At 52.3% G+C, this 17,605-nt stretch carries 18 protein-coding genes and 1 other annotated feature; of the genes, 17 read left to right on the top strand and 1 reads right to left on the bottom strand.

Annotated elements, in window-relative coordinates; all coding sequences use genetic code 11:
• Positions 1-16 precede the first annotated feature (16 nt).
• The 15 genes from L1N82_RS00750 to L1N82_RS00820 all read left to right on the top strand — a co-directional run bounded on the left by L1N82_RS00750 (position 17) and on the right by L1N82_RS00820 (position 14,862).
• Positions 17-760: a cell division protein FtsQ/DivIB gene (locus tag L1N82_RS00750; RefSeq protein WP_235285420.1), complete on the top strand. Its 744-nt coding sequence runs from the start codon at positions 17-19 to the stop codon at positions 758-760.
• A gap of 286 nt (positions 761-1,046) precedes the next feature.
• Positions 1,047-2,294, top strand: a complete 1,248-nt coding sequence (gene ftsA, locus L1N82_RS00755) for a cell division protein FtsA (protein WP_235285421.1) — start codon at positions 1,047-1,049, stop codon at positions 2,292-2,294.
• 16 nt (positions 2,295-2,310) lie between these two features.
• A complete protein-coding gene (ftsZ, locus tag L1N82_RS00760) occupies positions 2,311-3,441 on the top strand; it encodes a cell division protein FtsZ (RefSeq protein ID WP_235285422.1) in 1,131 nt (376 codons plus the stop codon).
• Between the two features lie 274 nt (positions 3,442-3,715).
• Complete coding sequence (spoIIGA, locus tag L1N82_RS00765) at positions 3,716-4,735, top strand: sigma-E processing peptidase SpoIIGA (RefSeq protein WP_235285423.1); 1,020 nt, start codon at positions 3,716-3,718, stop codon at positions 4,733-4,735.
• A gap of 41 nt (positions 4,736-4,776) precedes the next feature.
• A complete protein-coding gene (sigE, locus tag L1N82_RS00770) occupies positions 4,777-5,499 on the top strand; it encodes an RNA polymerase sporulation sigma factor SigE (protein ID WP_235285424.1) in 723 nt (240 codons plus the stop codon).
• Between the two features lie 317 nt (positions 5,500-5,816).
• Positions 5,817-6,599 (top strand): RNA polymerase sporulation sigma factor SigG, encoded by a 783-nt coding sequence (sigG, locus tag L1N82_RS00775; protein ID WP_111148843.1) that lies wholly within the window; start codon positions 5,817-5,819, stop codon positions 6,597-6,599.
• A gap of 188 nt (positions 6,600-6,787) precedes the next feature.
• A complete protein-coding gene (locus tag L1N82_RS00780; RefSeq protein WP_235285425.1) occupies positions 6,788-7,060 on the top strand; it encodes a YlmC/YmxH family sporulation protein in 273 nt (90 codons plus the stop codon).
• A gap of 63 nt (positions 7,061-7,123) precedes the next feature.
• Positions 7,124-7,972: a peptidoglycan editing factor PgeF gene (gene pgeF / locus L1N82_RS00785; protein ID WP_235285426.1), complete on the top strand. Its 849-nt coding sequence runs from the start codon at positions 7,124-7,126 to the stop codon at positions 7,970-7,972.
• 19 nt (positions 7,973-7,991) lie between these two features.
• Entirely contained in the window at positions 7,992-8,714 is a 723-nt protein-coding gene (locus tag L1N82_RS00790) for a YggS family pyridoxal phosphate-dependent enzyme (protein WP_235285427.1), read from the top strand.
• Positions 8,711-9,178 (top strand): cell division protein SepF, encoded by a 468-nt coding sequence (locus tag L1N82_RS00795; RefSeq protein ID WP_235285428.1) that lies wholly within the window; start codon positions 8,711-8,713, stop codon positions 9,176-9,178. Before L1N82_RS00790 ends, L1N82_RS00795 begins: the two co-directional genes overlap by 4 nt.
• A gap of 4 nt (positions 9,179-9,182) precedes the next feature.
• The gene (locus L1N82_RS00800; RefSeq protein ID WP_235285429.1) at positions 9,183-9,455 is read left to right on the top strand and encodes a YggT family protein; all 273 of its coding nucleotides are present in this window, start codon (positions 9,183-9,185) and stop codon (positions 9,453-9,455) included.
• Position 9,456: 1 nt separating this feature from the next.
• Positions 9,457-10,242 carry a YlmH family RNA-binding protein gene (locus tag L1N82_RS00805; RefSeq protein ID WP_235285430.1) on the top strand — a complete coding sequence of 262 codons (786 nt, stop codon included), beginning with the start codon at positions 9,457-9,459 and terminating at the stop codon, positions 10,240-10,242.
• A gap of 150 nt (positions 10,243-10,392) precedes the next feature.
• Positions 10,393-10,890 carry a DivIVA domain-containing protein gene (locus tag L1N82_RS00810; RefSeq protein WP_235285431.1) on the top strand — a complete coding sequence of 166 codons (498 nt, stop codon included), beginning with the start codon at positions 10,393-10,395 and terminating at the stop codon, positions 10,888-10,890.
• A gap of 101 nt (positions 10,891-10,991) precedes the next feature.
• Positions 10,992-11,271: a binding site (T-box leader), on the top strand.
• A 54-nt stretch (positions 11,272-11,325) separates the two neighbouring features.
• Positions 11,326-14,415, top strand: coding sequence for an isoleucine--tRNA ligase (gene ileS / locus L1N82_RS00815; RefSeq protein ID WP_235285432.1), 3,090 nt, complete (start codon positions 11,326-11,328; stop codon positions 14,413-14,415).
• A gap of 120 nt (positions 14,416-14,535) precedes the next feature.
• Entirely contained in the window at positions 14,536-14,862 is a 327-nt protein-coding gene (locus L1N82_RS00820; protein WP_235285433.1) for a DUF5665 domain-containing protein, read from the top strand.
• Between the two features lie 110 nt (positions 14,863-14,972).
• Here the strand turns inward: L1N82_RS00820 and L1N82_RS00825 are convergent, their stop codons facing one another.
• Positions 14,973-15,698 (bottom strand): TraR/DksA C4-type zinc finger protein, encoded by a 726-nt coding sequence (locus L1N82_RS00825; RefSeq protein ID WP_235285434.1) that lies wholly within the window; start codon positions 15,696-15,698, stop codon positions 14,973-14,975.
• 226 nt (positions 15,699-15,924) lie between these two features.
• Here L1N82_RS00825 and lspA point away from each other — a divergent pair, with 226 nt between their 5' ends.
• Together lspA and L1N82_RS00835 are read left to right on the top strand one after the other, a co-directional pair.
• A complete protein-coding gene (gene lspA, locus L1N82_RS00830) occupies positions 15,925-16,488 on the top strand; it encodes a signal peptidase II (RefSeq protein ID WP_235285435.1) in 564 nt (187 codons plus the stop codon).
• Complete coding sequence (locus L1N82_RS00835) at positions 16,445-17,413, top strand: RluA family pseudouridine synthase (protein WP_235285436.1); 969 nt, start codon at positions 16,445-16,447, stop codon at positions 17,411-17,413. Before lspA ends, L1N82_RS00835 begins: the two co-directional genes overlap by 44 nt.
• Positions 17,414-17,605: the final 192 nt, after the last annotated feature.

The raw sequence follows: 17,605 nt of genomic DNA on the forward strand, positions 1-17,605 counted from the left end.
GAAGAAGGGACAAGTTATGCCGGATCAGATGCCAGTACTACGTGAACCAAAGCCTGCGCGAAGAGCTAACCGCAAGCTGCTGGCTATCATTCTGTTATTATTCGTCGTGCTGCTCTCTATACTGTTTTTTCGATCATCAATCAGTAAGATATCATCGGTCACGGTTACCGGCCACCAGCACATAAGTGCTTCTGAGATTCAAGAGGCTGCTGATATTGCGGTCGGTGACCCGTTCTTCTACCCGAGTGAATCGGAGTTTGCAAAGCGGATTAAGCAGCTCAATTCAGTTGAAGAAGTTGAGGTAACGAAATCATTCCCTGGGGCTGTCCACATAACCGTCAAGGAATATCCAACCGTTGCGTTTGAGTTGTCGGATAAAGGCGAGATATCAGCTATTTTGTCTAATGGCACCGTTCTTCCGGCAGGCAGCAATTATGTCGTGGACAAGCCTGTGCTCAGCGGCTGGCCTGCTGACGACCCTGTCCGAGAGGAGCTCACCGCTGTGCTGGCCGATATCCCGCCTGACCTGCTGGCTGATTTTTCCCAGATCATGCCCTTTCCTTCTAATTCATATGCTGACAGGATCAGAATATATACCCGGACGAAGTTTGAAATCATAACAGCCGTTTCTCTGCTGCCTGAGAAGGTGGAGACAATTAAGGCGGTCATTGAAACACAGGACCCGGGGAGTGTGACGCTGCTGCTGTCGGACCGCTATGTGCCTTATATTTCCGAGGCTGAAGGGGAGCAGGAGCAGTAAAAAGAGACTACTCAACGGTAAAAAACAGTGGTACAATTTTATTTATGGGGTTTGACAGAATCTTGGTTTTTTGCTAGCGTAATGGATTTGGTATTACCGTTAGCAAAAATTGGAAGAGTACAACACCTAAAAAAATTGTAGAAAAAAGAGGGAAAATATAAAGGACGTTGAATTAGTAGTACAGTGTCTGCACTACTACAGATATGTTAGTATTATATGATGTACTCTTAATAATCATAGTTAACTATTGAAATCAACATTTATTGTGAAACGGAGGTGCCATGGGTTGAGCAGTAATGACATCATTGTCAGTTTGGACATCGGTACATCCAAAGTTCGTGTTATTATTGGCGAAGTGACAAACGGAGCCATTAATATTATAGGGGTTGGATCTGCCGACTCGGAGGGTATACGCAAGGGAGCTATCGTTGATATCGACCAGACCGTCCAGTCGATCCGCAATGCGGTTGATCATGCTGAGCGCATGGTTGGTATAGAAATATCCGACGTATATGTAGGCATTCAAGGTAATCACATCGCCCTGCAAACGAACCATGGAGTAGTTGCCGTATCGAACGAGGACCGGGAGATCGGTGAAGAGGATATTGAACGTGTGCTGCAGGCGGCCAAGGTCGTAGCATTGCCTCCCGAGAGGGAGATTATCGGACTCGTTCCTAAGCAGTTCCTGGTGGACGGGCTGGATGGCATATCCGACCCGCGCGGGATGATTGGCGTCAGACTGGAAGTGGAAGCGACGGTTATAACCGGTGCTAAGACCGCTATACATAACCTGATGCGTTGTGTGGAGAAAGCAGAGCTGCAAATTTCGGGCGTCATCCTTATGTCGCTCGCATCTGGCCAGATGGCACTTACCAAGGATGAGAAAAACATGGGTACGGTTCTGGTTGATATCGGTGCCGGGTCATGTACAATTGCGGTGTTTGACCAGGGCAGTCTGGTTGGAACATCGACGCTGCCGGTCGGCGGTGAGTATGTAACGAATGATATTTCGTACGGACTCCGGACGCAAACTGAGCAGGCGGAGAAGATTAAGCTTAAGTTCGGCTGCTCGCTTGTAGATGAAGCGGCGGAAGATCAGAAGTTTAAGGTTATGCGAATGGGCAGCAATGTGGAGAAGGAATTCACCCAGGTGGATTTGGCTAACATTATTGAGCCGCGGATGCAGGAAATCTTCCATTTGGTACGCCAGGAAGTACGACGGATGGGGTTTGGCGATAAGGTGAACGGCTATGTGCTGACAGGAGGCACCGTGTCGATGTCGGGTGTCCTCCCGCTCGCACAGAGCGAGCTCGAGGCGACTGTACGGATTGCTGTGCCTGATTACATCGGTGTCCGCGATCCGGCATATACGAGCGGGGTCGGGATGATTCAGTATGTCTCCCGTTACATGCGAGTCCGCTCAGGCGGTTCACCCAAAAAATCGGCTGCCCGGAAGCAGGGGCCGACGACATCTGCGCCCTCCAAGCCTGGGCTGTTCGAACGGCTGAAAAATATGTTTAGCGAATTCATTTGATCGGGGGAAATCATAAATGTTGGAATTCGATTTTGATATGGAACAACTGGCGCAGATAAAAGTCATCGGTGTTGGCGGCGGCGGCAGCAATGCGGTTAACCGGATGATTGAGAATGGCGTCAAGGGCGTTGAGTTTATTACGGTAAACACAGATGCACAGGCGCTTCATATAGCAAAATCAGAGCAAAAGCTTCAAATCGGGGACAAGCTTACCCGCGGCCTCGGCGCCGGGGCAAATCCGGAGGTCGGCAAGAAGGCGGCCGAGGAATCCCGTGATATGATTGCGAACACACTGAAAGGTGCAGATATGGTGTTTGTCACGGCTGGTATGGGCGGCGGCACCGGAACGGGTGCTGCACCGGTCATTGCCGAGATTGCCCGTGAATGCGGCGCTCTGACGGTTGGCGTAGTTACCCGTCCGTTCACCTTCGAGGGACGGAAGCGTTCGGGTCAGGCGGATCTTGGCATCGAAGCGCTGAAGGAAAAGGTAGACACCCTTATTGTCATTCCGAACGACCGTCTGCTGGAAATCGTCGATAAGAAGACGCCAATGCTCGAGGCCTTCCGCGAAGCAGATAATGTTCTTCGCCAGGCTGTACAGGGCATCTCCGACCTGATCGCTGTCCCTGGACTGATCAACCTCGATTTTGCGGATGTGAAGACCATTATGACCGAGCGCGGTTCGGCCCTGATGGGTATTGGCGAGGCAAATGGCGAGAACCGGGCGGCTGAAGCAGCCCGCAAGGCAATTATGAGCCCGCTGCTGGAGACGTCCATCGATGGCGCCAGAGGGATAATCATGAACATTACCGGCGGAGCCAATCTGTCACTCTATGAAGTCAATGAGGCGGCCGAGATTGTCATTGCCGCTTCCGATCCGGAAGTAAATATGATCTTTGGCGCTAGTATTAATGAGGATATGAAGGATGATATTAAGGTAACGGTTATCGCGACCGGCTTTGAGCTTAAGCCTCCTGCCAGCCTGCGCCGTAATCCTGCACAGGGGCAGCAGCAGGGTACCGAGCAGCAGTCGTCAGAATCACGTCCGGCTAGCGCTTCGAACCTGAAGCCTTTCGGTGGCGGCGTATCAAGTGATCAGCTTGATATTCCGGCATTCCTCCGTAATCGTCCGCGTGGCGACCGTTAAACGCATTAGATAAGCAGCTGTTTTCTCCGGGACATTCCCTGAGAAAACAGTTTTTTTTTATTCCGCTAAGCTATGTCTGCATGATCTCCCCCTTCTCGTTCTACAGGAAGTCCTCTTAATGTGAATCTCTTAACCGGCATTCAAGCTCTCGCAGTTGGTACGACATCATTTTTGCACCAGTCCGGCTGTTTCGCGCAAGGCCTGCCGATTAACCGCGTTCTTTCTTTCAACCCGACAAAAAAAGATCGGGCATGACGGCATGTTTAGACAGACATTGAAATATGATTTTACTATACTAATCTCAATCGTTCCCATAACGATAAGGGTTGCCTCAAGACAGGGGCATGCAGAAGGGGGAATCCCGCTGGTCGTCTATGTGGATCTAGTTTTTTTTACGAATTTGCTCATTGATGGGGCGGTTCTGCTGACAACGGCCTGGGTTAGGGGGCTTCGTCCAAAGCTGCTTCGTCTGTCAGCCGCAGCAGTCATGGGTGCATTGTATGTTGTGATGATGTTTGTGCCGCCGCTATCCTTCCTGTTTACGTTCCTTCTCAAATTTGCCCTGTCTTTGCTCATGCTGTGGACAGCGTTCGGGTATGCGAGTCTCCAGCATTTCATCCGTAATGTAGCCGCCTTCTATGGGGTTAATTTTGCTGCCGCTGGGGGTGTGCTCGGATTTCACTATTTATTGCAAAGCTCCGGAGAGCTGTGGGATGGTCTGTGGTTTACTCGGACAGGCGGGCTGGGATTTGAGCTGCAGCTGGGACTGCTGTTTGTTGCCGGGACTTGCGCTGTGTCCCTGTTAATCTACCGGTATGTCTGGAACAACCGCCGCAAGACCGAGCGCGTGCAGGGACATCTCGCGGACGTTACGGTCCAAATAGGGAATCAGGAGCGATGCTGTACCGGCCTGATTGATACGGGCAATCAGCTGTATGATCCGCTTACGAGAACGCCCGTCATGGTCATGGAGGCGTCGCTATGGCAGTCGGAGCTGCCGCCTGGCTGGATCAAGCGAATTAAGGATTCGGAAGTCGATCTGCTGCTGGCAGGCCTGGAGCATGATGACAGTCCCTGGAGAGACCGCCTGCGGCTTGTGCCTTACCGGGGCATTAACAAGGGAACACAATTCATGCTGGCTCTGAAGCCGGACCGGGTCATTGTAACGCACAGCGGTCAAGTCTATGAAACTCACAAGGTGCTGATTGGTTTGGATGGAGGAAAGCTGGTTTCAGACGGCACCTATCAGGCAATTATTCATCCGCTGCTGGTGGAAAGCCTGAAAGCCGGCTGACCGGTCACTACATTATGCTTTACGGGGAGGACTGGCTTTACATGGTCGTGAAATGGAAATTAATCCTGCAGTTATATTATTACCGGATTTTGTTTTTATTCGGGCTGAAGAGCGATGAGATTTATTATATCGGCGGCAGCGAGGCGCTGCCACCGCCGCTTACCCGGGAGGAAGAAGAGTTCCTGCTGGCCAAATTGTCCTCCGGGGATACTGCCATTCGGGCGATTCTGATCGAACGGAATCTCCGCCTGGTCGTTTATATTGCCAGGAAATTCGAGAATACGGGCATCCACATCGAGGACCTGGTTTCCATTGGAGCGATTGGACTGATTAAAGCGGTGAATACCTTTGACCCGGAGAAGAAGATCAAGCTGGCAACCTATGCTTCCCGCTGTATCGAGAACGAGATCTTGATGTATCTGAGGCGCAACAGCAAGATTCGCACCGAGGTTTCCTTCGATGAGCCGCTCAACATCGACTGGGATGGTAATGAACTGCTGCTGTCGGATGTGCTGGGGACCGAGAATGATACGATATACCGGAATATTGAGGAGCAGGTGGACCGGAAGCTGCTGCACAAGGCGCTGGAGAAGCTCTCTGACCGGGAGCGGACGATTATGGAGCTGCGTTTCGGGCTGGCTGACGGCGAGGAGAAGACCCAGAAGGATGTGGCCGATCTGCTCGGCATTTCCCAGTCCTATATTTCCCGGCTGGAGAAACGGATTATCAAGCGTCTGCGCAAGGAGTTTAACAAGATGGTATAGCCTGCGCTCAGAATAACAGAAGGAGTATGGCAGCTGCCATACTCCTTCTGTTTGTTTTGCAGTAAGTTAAAAACATTCTGCCAGGGGGAAAACCGCTTGTCTGGCAAGGCTTCCGGCGGGGATTGAGGAACAAGCAAAGGAGAGACATGGGGTTGCTGATGAAAGCGATTGAAACCCAGATGTGTCAAGCATTTTCCGGGTTTAATGGCCACTCTCGTGCTGTTCCCCGCGCATGCTCTGCTGCCTTGCGGGCTGGAATAAAAAAGAAGGCCAAGGGGATAATGTACATTAATGTTTCTCCTTGGGAGGTAATCACGTTGACCCGAAATAAAGTTGAGATCTGTGGAGTGGATACCGCTAAACTGCCCGTACTGACGAATGCCGAGATGAGAGAACTGTTCACGGCACTGCAAACACGCAACGAGCTGGCAGCAAGAGAGAAATTAGTAAACGGCAACTTGCGGCTGGTGCTCAGTGTCATCCAGCGGTTCAATAACCGGGGCGAGTTTGTGGATGATCTGTTTCAAGTCGGCTGTATCGGGCTGATGAAGGCTATCGATAATTTTGATTTGGGACAGAACGTCAAATTCTCTACATACGCAGTCCCGATGATTATTGGGGAAATCCGCCGTTATTTGCGTGACAACAATCCGATCCGTGTATCCAGAAGTCTTAGGGATATCGCCTATAAAGCACTTCAGGTCAGGGACAGCCTGACCAACCAGAATTCCCGCGAGCCGACGATCTTTGAAATCTCCGAAGCGCTGAATGTGCCAAAGGAGGATGTGGTCTTCGCTCTTGATGCCATTCAAGACCCTGTATCGCTGTTTGAACCGATCTATCATGACGGAGGAGATCCCATCTATGTGATGGACCAGATCAGTGATGATAAGAATAAGGATGTATCCTGGATTGAGGAAATTGCCCTCCGGGAGGCTATGCATAAGCTCGGCGACCGGGAGAAAATGATTTTATCGATGCGTTTTTTTGAGGGGAAAACCCAAATGGAAGTGGCCGATGAAATCGGCATATCGCAGGCGCAGGTTTCCAGACTTGAGAAGTCAGCCATCCAGCAAATGCAAAAGCATGTAAAAACGTGAGCAACAGGCGGCACGGCCGCATTTCGCTCACCCGAAGCTCCTCCGTCCTCTTGGACGGCGGAGCCGTTTACTTTTTTCAACTGTCAAATTTAAGATGCTAGGGGCATATGCCGCAGATTGATCATATAGTATATAGAGGGAAATTAGGAACATACCCAATCTTTGATGCGGGGCTGGTGGCGGCATTGGTGAAAATATCTGATTTTCAAACGAAGGACGTCATCAATATCGTGGACGGCAGGAAGCTCGGCCAGATCAGTGACCTGGAGCTTGACTTAAGGCAGGGGCGGATTGACTCAATCGTGGTGCCGAATTATACGAAGTTTTTCGGTCTGTTCGGCGGAGGTACGGAAGTGGTTATCCCTTGGCGGAATATTGTTAAGATCGGAACGGACGTTGTCCTTGTACGGCTTGATGATACGAAGGCTTACCGGCAGGATGATGAACAAGCCGCACGCTGACGGGAACAGCTGCTCGCCGCCGCAGCGATCCTGTGGTACACTGGGCAGGAGGTGATGTTCGATATGGAGCCTTTTGTACGCCAAACTAATGATGGTGAGCCATCCTTACATATGCTGCAGAGATGGATCGAGGAAGTGCCGGGGCTTACCGCTGGTATAACCGGCCGTGAGGGGGGCGTTAGCGGAGAGCCGTGGCGTTCGCTGAACTGCGCCTTCCACGTCGGTGATGAGCCGGAAGCAGTCATCCGCAACCGGAGGCTGGTAACCGATGCGCTGGGCTGGCCGCTTGATGCCTGGACATGTGCCGAGCAGGTGCATGGGACGGCTGTTTTTCGGGTAATGGAGAAGGATAAGGGCAGCGGATCGCTCAACCGGGAGTCGGCTATACCTGACTCGGATGCGATTATGACGGATGTCCCCGGTGTTCTGCTTGCTTCGTTCTACGCGGACTGTGTACCGCTCTTCTTCCTCGATCCTGTAAACCATGCGGTAGCGCTTGCCCATGCCGGCTGGAAAGGGACTGTCGGGGAGATCGCCCGGAATACGATAGCGGCTATGTCTTCGGCCTATGGCACAGATCCGGCTTCACTCCGGTGTGCGATTGGCCCTTCGATAGGCGCCTGCTGCTATGAGGTGTATGGACCGGTAAAGGATCAGATAGTGGAAGCGGCAAGCCGCCTGTCACAGGAAGCCGGCGTGTCTATGGACGCATTGGTCACAGTGGAAGGTAATGAGACCGCAAGGGTTAACTTGAAAGAAATAAACCGACAGATTATGATAAAAGAAGGAATATTGGCGACGAACATCGAAATAACGAAGCAGTGCACAGGCTGCCTTACCGGAGAGTTTTATTCCCATCGCGTTGAACAGGGAAGGGCAGGGCGAATGGCCAGCTTTATCGGGTTTGCGTAAGGAGAGGTGAGAGGAACCATTGTCAGCAGCTGACAGACTTCGTGAAGTAGACCGCCGGATCACAGAGGCATGTGAACGCAGCGGGCGGGAACGCTCGGAGGTCGGCGTGATAGCCGTTACCAAATATGTGTCGGCTCCCGCTGTTTTTGAGGTGCTGCGCACCGGTTTAAAGCATCTGGGGGAGAACCGCTGGCAGAATGCCGAGAGCAAGTGGCGGGCGGTAGAGGAAGCATCCGGAAGCGATCCGGATATCGGACAAGCGGTGTGGCATTTTATAGGATCGCTGCAGACGAACAAAGTGAAAGAAGTAGTGGGAAGGTTTACATACATCCATTCGCTGGACAGGCTCTCGCTAGCCAAAGCGATCGACAAGCAGGCTGGACAGCTGGGGATTCGTGTTCCTTGTTTCGTGCAGGTCAATGTATCCGGAGAGGATTCCAAGCACGGCCTTGCGCCCGGCGGGCTCGAGGATTTCGTTCGGCAGATTGCCGACTTTCAGCATCTCGAGGTAGCGGGGCTGATGACGATGGCCCCTTATGAAGCAGAGCCGGAGGCGACACGGCCGGTGTTCCGGGGGCTTCGGGAGCTGCGGGACAAGCTCAATGCAAGCGGGTTGCTGTCCTATGAAGTGAAGCATTTATCCATGGGGATGTCGAATGATTTTGATATCGCGGTGGAGGAAGGAGCTACCTGGCTCAGGCTTGGGAGTATTCTCGTAGGGAAAGAGGAGGGTGTACAATGAGTGTGATGAACCGGTTTATGAATTTCCTTGGTCTGCAGGAGGAAGAGGAGATTATCGAGCGCGAACGCCAGCTGGAACGAAATCAGAACCAGCAGGACGCTGAGCAGGAAATTGAAACCCCGGCATTCGAGCAGCGTAAGAATATGAAAGGGGCTAACGTCGTCAGCATCCACTCACAGAAGAATGTACGTGTTGTTCTGAATGAGCCCCGCTCCTACGACGAAGCTCAGGAGATTGCGGACCACCTTCGCAGCAGGCGATCGGTTATCGTCAATCTGCAGCGGGTCCGCAAGGAGCATGCTGTGCGTATTGTCGATTTCCTTAGCGGCACGGTCTACGCGCTGAATGGCAGTATCTCGAAGCTGGGCCCGAACATCTTTTTATGCACGCCCGATTCCGTCGAAATCCAAGGCTCTATTACAGATATACTGGCGGACGACCCGAACTACAATCAAATGAGGTGACTTAGTGAATCAAATTGCAGAATTTATCTGGCGAGCACAAGAAATCTATTCGTTTATTATAATAGCCTACATCCTGCTGTCGTGGCTTCCGAATGCCCGTGAGAGCTTCATTGGCGAGTTTCTTGGTAAGCTGGTTGAACCTTACCTGGCGCCGTTCCGGCGTATCATTCCGCCAATCGGCGGCATGCTGGATATCTCTCCCATCATCGCACTCTTCGCCCTGCGCTTCATCGCAGCGGGTTTGATTGCGGTCATCAGGTTTTTCGTAGGCGGTTAGGATGAGCAATCACGAAATATACACGCATTTCCATCCCGATGAGCGGGCTTTTGTCGATAAGGCGATGGAATGGGTTGAACGGGCGGCGGTAGGTCACGAGGACCGCCGTACGGATTTCCTCGATCCGAGGCAGTCTTTTATTCTCACCACCCTTGTCAACAGAGAACCGGACGCCCTGCTTCGTCTAGAAGGCGGCTATCCGGAGGCGGAACGGAAGCGTGCGATTATTGTGCCTGCCTACCGGGATCCCGAATATGAGCCGGCGGGCATTGTGGTACTGGCAGTCCGTTCAGGCGACAACCGCCACCTGGAACTGGATCACGGCGATTACATGGGTGCGATACTCGGCCTTGGCATTAAACGGGATGTGATCGGCGATATTCATGTGCATGAGGATGGCTGTCATTGTCTGGTGACAGAGGAGTTTGCGGATTTTCTTAATATACATCTGCGGCAAGTACACCGGGTTCATGTCCTGACGGACATTCTTCCGATCGATCAACTGAGGGCGGTTAAACCGGATTTGGAGGAAATGAACTTTACGGTGGCTTCTTTGCGTCTTGACGGGATATGCAGTGACGTTTACCGGATCAGCCGGGCCAAAATCGTCGATCCGATCCGGGCCGGACGCTGCCGGGTGAACTGGAAGGTAACCGAAGATCCGTCCGCACAGCTGCGCGAGGGCGATATCATATCCTTCCACGGTCTCGGCAGGTTTAAGATCCTGGCCGTGGAAGGGCAGACGAAAAAAGGCAGAACCAGGGTAAAGGTCGGAAAGTTTATTTAGAACCGGTCTTCACCACATGATTTCTCCCATACTGTCTGACGTAAAAATTATAATGAAATTGACTTCATGTGCAGGAATTTGGATGGTTCTGTCGAATCCCTCCTTATATAATCTGCAGCCTAAACCGTCACTCATATAGGAGGTGCGCCAATGCCGTTAACGCCATTGGACATACATAACAAAGAATTCGGGCGCCGACTGCGCGGCTACGATGAAGATGAGGTCAACGAATTTCTGGATCAGGTGATCAAGGATTACGAGGCGCTTATCCGTGAGAATAAGGAGCTTCAGAATCAGGTGCTGAACCTTCAGGAGAAGCTGAATCACTTCGCTAATATCGAGGAGACGCTTAGCAAGACGATCATCGTGGCCCAGGAGGCCGCTGATGAAGTCAAGAACAACTCCAAGAAGGAAGCGCAGCTGATCGTTAAGGAAGCCGAGAAGAATGCGGACCGGATCATCAATGAAGCTTTGTCCAAATCACGCAAGGTTGCTCTTGAGGTGGAGGAGCTCAAGAAGCAGGCGTCTATCTACAGAGCCCGCTTCAAAACACTGGTGGAGGCGCAGCTTGATCTGCTGAGTAACGAAGGCTGGGATTCACTCGAAGGTGAAGCACCGCGCCGCCGTGAGGCAATTGAGCAGGACTAGGTCATGGGGCGTACGGCTGCACAGCCAGGTTGACAAACGGGTATCCGAACGCGTATAACTATAGTATTGATCGGCACTATGCGACAATTGAATGACATCTATCATCTTCGTTGACGGGAACAAGTAAGCCGCAGCCCTGTCCCTCAGAGAGCCGGTAACCGCTGAAAGCCGGCGTTCAGACTGCAGCCGAATATCATCCCCGAGAAGCTCCGCCGAACCGTAAGTAAGTGGAGCCGGCTATCCACCGTTACCGGGAATGCGGGCAGTTGATGCCTGCGGCTAAGGAGCTGTTGTTCATAGCCGGGTTCGCACAGGCTTTCAATGTGCGCCGGACGAACAGCGGAATTAGGGTGGTATCGCGAGTTCAAGCTCGTCCCTTATCAGGGGCGGGCTTTTTTTGTATGATAATTCAGGATACGGGAGTGAGCCAAAAGCATGGAACGCGTAGACGTAAAAGAAAAGGCAAGGGCGCGTGAGTCCAGAATATTGGAAAAGTGGAGACAGGAAGACACCTTCAAGGCTTCAATAGAGAACCGTGAGGGCCATCCGCATTTTGTCTTCTACGAAGGGCCGCCGACGGCTAATGGCGCGCCGCATATCGGCCACGTGCTCGGGCGGGTGATCAAGGATTTTATCTGCCGCTATAAGACGATGTCCGGTTATAAGGTGCTGCGTAAGGCCGGTTGGGATACGCACGGCCTTCCGGTCGAGCTTGGAGTGGAGAAGCAGCTCGGCATTTCGGGCAAGCAGGAGATTGAGAATTACGGGGTTGAAGCCTTCGTAAACAAGTGCAAGGACAGTGTCTTTGAATATGAGCGCCAATGGCGCGAGCTGACGGAAGCAATCGCATACTGGACCGACATGGATAATCCGTATATTACGCTTAAGAACAGCTACATCGAGAGCGTGTGGCATATACTGTCCACCATTCATAAGAAAGGTCTGCTGTACCGTGGACACCGGGTAAGCCCGTACTGTCCGGACTGCCAGACGACCTTGAGCTCCCATGAGGTAGCTCAAGGCTATGAAGATGTGAAGGATCTGAGCGCGACGGTCAAGTTCAAGCTTGCGACTGGCGAATCGATTTTGGCCTGGACGACAACTCCATGGACACTTCCGTCGAATGTGGCCCTTGCTGTGAATCCGGAGCTTGCTTATGTAAAGGTGAAGAAGGGCGGAGAAACTTATATTGTTGCTGAGGCGCTGGCGGAAAGCGTGATGAAGGAGGACTTCGAGATTATTTCCAGTCTAAAGGGCTCGGAACTCGTTGGCCTGTCTTATGAACCGCCATTCCGCTACGTATCGGTCGAGAAGGGGCATATCGTCATAGCCGGCGATTTTGTCAGCGATACCAGCGGTACTGGTATTGTTCATATTGCGCCTGCGCACGGCGAGGATGACTACCGCGTCTGCCGTCAGAACGGCATCAGCATGCTGAGTGTTGTGAACAGCGAAGGCAAGTATACGGCTGAAGTTACGGACCTGGCAGGCCGTTTCGTTAAAGACTGCGATGTCGATATCGTAAAAATGCTCAGCGAGCGCGGGCTGCTGTTCTCGAAGGAGCGCTATGAGCACAGTTATCCGTTCTGCTGGCGCTGTAAATCACCGCTGCTCTATTACGCAACGGAGAGCTGGTTTATTGAAACGACTGCGGTTAAGGATCAGCTGATCGCCAATAATAATGGGGTAGACTGGTATCCAGGCCATATCCGTGAAGGCCGCTTCGGCAAATTCCTTGAGGATTTGGTCGACTGGAATATCAGCCGGAACAGGTACTGGGGCACGCCGCTTAATGTGTGGGTGTGTAACACATGTAAAGGCGAATATGCGCCGGAGAGCCTTGCTGATCTCAGAGCACGTGCAGTCGGACCGGTTGCCGAGGATTTGGAGCTTCACAAGCCTTATGTGGATGAAGTGCATTTGAATTGTCCGCACTGTGACAGCGGCGTCATGACACGGACCTCTGAAGTAATCGATGTATGGTTCGACAGCGGCTCCATGCCATTCGCACAGTACCATCAGCCGTTTGAAAATGAGGAGCTGTTCGCTTCCCAATACCCTGCTGATATGATTTGCGAGGGCATCGACCAGACGCGCGGCTGGTTCTTCAGCCTGCTGGCCGTATCGACCCTGTATAACGGTAAAGCGCCTTACAAGGCTGTTATATCGACAGGGCATATTCTGGATGAGAATGGTCAGAAGATGTCCAAGTCCAAGGGCAATGTAATCGACCCGTGGGAAATTATCAACGAGTATGGAACGGATGCTTTCCGCTGGGCCCTGCTTTCGGATAGTGCACCGTGGAACAGCAAGCGGTTCTCGCGGGGGATTGTAGCAGAAGCGAAGTCGAAGGTAATCGACACGATTGTCAACACACATGCATTCTATGCGCTGTATGCTTCCATTGACGGATTTGACCCGGCACAGCATCCGCATGCAAGATCAGGCAACAAGCTGGACCGTTGGATTCTATCGCGTTTGAACAGCCTGATCAAGCTGGTGGCTAAGGGGCTGGATGCGAACGACTTCCTTAACCCGGCGAAGGCGATCGAGGGCTTTGTAGATGAAATGAGCAACTGGTATATCCGCCGTTCCCGTGACCGCTTCTGGGGAAGCGGCTTGACAGAGGATAAAGTGTTTGCTTATCAGACGCTTCGTACAGTGCTGCTGACATTGTCGCGGATTATCGCTCCGTATGCGCCGCTTATTGCCGAGGATGTATATGGCAATCTTGGCGGAGGCAGGAGCGTCCACCTGGACGATTATCCGAAAGCGGATGAAGCTGTAATTGACCTGACGCTGGAGCGGGATATGGAAACAGCGCGCCAGATCGTCGAGCTTGCCCGCAATGTCCGGAATGAGTCGGCGATTAAGACAAGACAGCCGCTCTCCGAGCTCATTGTCTCGCTGGACAGGGATTTCGACCTGACGGACTACGAAGCGATTATTAAGGACGAGATCAACGTAAAGACAATTGTAATCGAAAGCAGCGACAGCGGCTTTGTAGATTTTACCTTCAAGCTGAATTTGAAGGTGGCCGGCAAGAAATACGGCAAGCAGGTCGGTCCGATTCAGGGCCATCTCAAATCACTTTCACCGGATGAGACACGTGAGGCTGTCCAGAAAGGCGGCTTAACGTTCACGACTGCCGAAGGTGAGCGGCTGGAGATCAGCATGGATGAGCTACTGGTTGAGAAGCAGGCAAAATCCGGCTTCGCGTCAGCCTCCGGTTATCAGCTGACTGTTGCCCTTAACACCGATATCACTCCTGAGCTGGAGCAGGAAGGATGGGTGCGGGAGGTTATCCGTGCCGTTCAGGATACCCGCAAGAAGCTTGATCTGCCTATCGAGAAGCGCGTGCATGTCACGCTGGACGTGGACAATGAGCTGCGGGCTGCTTTGGAGGCCTTTGAGAATGTACTGTTCGACAGCGTCCTGCTTACCGGTGTAGCATATGACCGGGTGGAAGGCATGGAGAGCGTACAGCTCGGAGAGAAAACGATTGGAATTTACATTGCCTCCTAAGGGCATAATAGGCATCACAACGATAGGAAACGAGCTTGAGCACTTCCCGTTCAGCCTCTCTTGCAGAGAGCAGGACGGGAAAGGCCGGCTCGTTTTTCGCATCGAAAGGAGGCCTTGGTTATGAGTGGAAAGACCGAGGATTTGGATGGCGTAAAGCAGTCCTTGAATACATTGAAGACCAGACTGGAACGTATATCGGATGATTTGGAGAGGGCGAAAATCGCCGAATATGTAGACCTGCTGAACCGTCCGGTTTCGCTTATGTGGCGTAACCTGCTCGGCGGCACGGCGCGCGGCGTCGGAATCGCGATCGGTTTTACATTCTTTGCCGCAACTATTCTATATATGCTGCAAATGCTCGGCAAGCTGAATCTGCCGATCATTGGAGATTATATTGCGGATATCGTTCGTATAGTACAGCATCAGCTGGAAGGCAGAGCTTATTAAGCACGAGGAACTGGTACCGCTGCCGGTAATGGGCTAATGGAAAGACCCGGCAGCTTGCAGCCGCCGAGTCTGAATCTGTCACGCTAGTTAAGCGAAAGATAGGCCGGTTCTCAAACTTCTTCGTTCGTTTCCGCCTCAAGCAGCGGATCGCCTTCACCGCTCTCGAGGTATTGCCGGTATTTCCGGCTGCGCACGACAGACACATGCGTACCGGTAATATCTGTAGCGAGAAAGCTCTCATACGATTCCACGAAACCCTCGTTCTCATCGGCTTCGATCATGAATTTCTCATATTCAATATCTGTGTCTTCGGCCAGCGCAGGTGTATTGGAATTCCCCCAGCTCTCCACAATCTGCCAAGCATCCTCCCCGTCAAAGCCGGCATACGAGCTTTGTTCATCCATACTGGAGCGTCCAAATGGGGGATTGAGGAACTCCTCTTCCACTGGACGGTGATGGGACTCATCCCGCTGGGGAGAATGCTCCACGCAATAAAGAGTTTCGGGCAGAGCCTGCAGCCTCTCAAGAGGAATAGCGGCTCCGCAGGAGCGGCAGAGGCCATATTCACCTTTGTTCATTGCCTCAAGCGCTTCGTCAATACGAGCCAGATGGAGCTCATCCTGCTCGAGCAGCGCGATATCCTTACCCCGTTCATATGTCTCGGTCGCCAGATCACCGGGATGGTTGTCGATCGGGGACAGTTCGCCGGTCAGTACGCGCTGGGAGTCGCCTAAGCCGTAGTGCTCATTATCGATGAGCTTCTGCTCGATGCGCTGGCGGTCCTCAATCAGCTGATTCCGGAGCCCGGCCACAGCCTGCTTGGTCAATGGTTTCATGAACGTGTCCTCCTTTACGTCTGTTAAGCATTAGCCTGCACCTAATGAGCTTATTTTAGAAGAGCGGAAGCCTAAGATTGATTGGTGCTTATGGCAGGATTAATCGTCAGGACCATATGAAGGGTTTTGTCCCCGGCATTGTCCGGCTGGATGCGCTATGCTACAATATTTTGGGTGTATGCATTTCTGGACGTGAGAGCGGAAGAAGAGGAGCCGGCCCTAACCGGTGATACAGGCGGAGGCGAAGCGAGTGAAGGGGTATTACTATTGGATTGCGCTGGTTGTGTTCATCATTGACCAGGTCACGAAGAAGATTATTGCAACACAGCTGGAGCTGGCCGAGCAAATTCCGGTGATTGGTAATTTCTTTATCATTACATCGCACCGGAATCCGGGTGCGGCATTCGGCATTCTGAAGGAGCAGACGACACTCTTCATCGTCGTAACGCTTCTGGTGGTAGCCGGTATTATATGGTACATACAGAAGAACCGTCATTCAGGCAACACCATGCTGCTGGCCGCACTTGGGCTGGTACTCGGCGGTGCCTTCGGTAATTTTCTGGACCGTGCGCTGTACGGAGAGGTTGTTGATTTCCTGCAGTTTAATTTCGGCTCGTATACCTTCCCGATCTTCAATGTCGCTGACATGGGCATTGTAATCGGTGTAGGCCTGATACTGCTGGATACCATTCTTGATATGAAGAATGACTACAATAAGACCAAACAGGATGGAGCTGCAGCTAACGATGAAACAGAACGAAACGCAGACACCGACGAATCTGTCCGCTGATCAAGCAGAGGAACTGCTGGAATGGATTGTGGCGGATACGTTTGCGGGTGACCGGATCGATAAGTATGTGACGGAAGCCTATGGCGAAGAAGGGACCTCGCGGACGCAAATCCAGGACTGGATTAAATCCGGCGCAGTCAAGGTAAATGGGCTTCCTGTTAAGCCCAATTACAAGATCGCTGAAGGGGACCGTGTTACCGTACAGCCGCCAGAGCCGGAAGAGACGGAGATTCTGCCGGAGGACATTCCGCTTGATATCGTGTATGAGGACGAAGACGTAATCGTTATCAACAAGCCGAGAGGAATGGTTGTCCATCCGGCGCTGGGGCACTCCTCGGGTACAGTCGTCAATGCGCTGCTGCATCATTGTAAGGATCTTTCGGGGATCAACGGTGTTAAGCGGCCGGGGATTGTGCACAGGATCGACAAGGATACTTCGGGCCTGCTGATGGCGGCCAAGAATGATATGGCACACGCTTCGCTCGCCGAGCAGCTCAAGGAGCATACTGTTACCAGGAAGTACATAGCCCTGGCACACGGCATCATCCCTCATGATCACGGTACTATCGATGCGCCGATTGGCAGGGATCCCCAGGATCGTAAGCTGTTCATGGTAACGGACCGAGGGGCGAAGCATGCGGTAACCCACTTTCTTGTCCTCGAGCGCATCATCGACTATACGCTGCTTGAGCTTCGGCTTGAGACTGGGCGTACGCATCAAATCCGTGTCCATATGAAATATATCGGGCATCCGCTGGCCGGTGATCCGGTATACGGCAGGGCCAAGACGGTCGATCTTAAGGGACAGGCTCTGCATGCGGCTGTTCTTGGCTTCATACATCCCCGCACAGGCGAGGAACTGGTGTTTGAAGCTCCGCTCCCGCAGGATTTTGAAGACGTGCTTCATGGACTGCGTACGCGGTAACGATTGAGCAGGGAGACATCGCTAAGCGAGGGCAAGTCTCTCGGCATTCCTCGAAATGAAGAGTAAGCCGTACAAATAGTGCAAACTTTCGATTAGATTCTGCATTATGCGGCGGCGAAAAGTAAGCTATGCTAATGAAAATGAAGCCGGTCTGCTACATGTCCGGAGGGAATGGTCGTTACGAGGGAAACC

The sequence above is a fragment of the Paenibacillus tarimensis genome, from assembly GCF_021532315.1.
GTDB classification, from domain to species: Bacteria; Bacillota; Bacilli; order Paenibacillales; family Paenibacillaceae; genus Paenibacillus_I; species Paenibacillus_I tarimensis.

Excerpts from the sequence above, each read along its gene's own strand:
- L1N82_RS00805 (WP_235285430.1), top strand. The coding sequence starts at position 9,457 with ATGAGCAATCACGAAATATACACGCATTTCCATCCCGATGAGCGGGCT.
- sigE (WP_235285424.1), top strand. The coding sequence starts at position 4,777 with ATGGTCGTGAAATGGAAATTAATCCTGCAGTTATATTATTACCGGATT.
- pgeF (WP_235285426.1), top strand. The coding sequence starts at position 7,124 with ATGGAGCCTTTTGTACGCCAAACTAATGATGGTGAGCCATCCTTACAT.
- L1N82_RS00810 (WP_235285431.1), top strand. The coding sequence starts at position 10,393 with ATGCCGTTAACGCCATTGGACATACATAACAAAGAATTCGGGCGCCGA.
- ileS (WP_235285432.1), top strand. The coding sequence starts at position 11,326 with ATGGAACGCGTAGACGTAAAAGAAAAGGCAAGGGCGCGTGAGTCCAGA.
- L1N82_RS00820 (WP_235285433.1), top strand. The coding sequence starts at position 14,536 with ATGAGTGGAAAGACCGAGGATTTGGATGGCGTAAAGCAGTCCTTGAAT.
- L1N82_RS00825 (WP_235285434.1), bottom strand. The coding sequence starts at position 15,698 with ATGAAACCATTGACCAAGCAGGCTGTGGCCGGGCTCCGGAATCAGCTG.
- L1N82_RS00750 (WP_235285420.1), top strand. The coding sequence starts at position 17 with ATGCCGGATCAGATGCCAGTACTACGTGAACCAAAGCCTGCGCGAAGA.
- L1N82_RS00835 (WP_235285436.1), top strand. The coding sequence starts at position 16,445 with ATGAAACAGAACGAAACGCAGACACCGACGAATCTGTCCGCTGATCAA.
- ftsZ (WP_235285422.1), top strand. The coding sequence starts at position 2,311 with ATGTTGGAATTCGATTTTGATATGGAACAACTGGCGCAGATAAAAGTC.
- L1N82_RS00795 (WP_235285428.1), top strand. The coding sequence starts at position 8,711 with ATGAGTGTGATGAACCGGTTTATGAATTTCCTTGGTCTGCAGGAGGAA.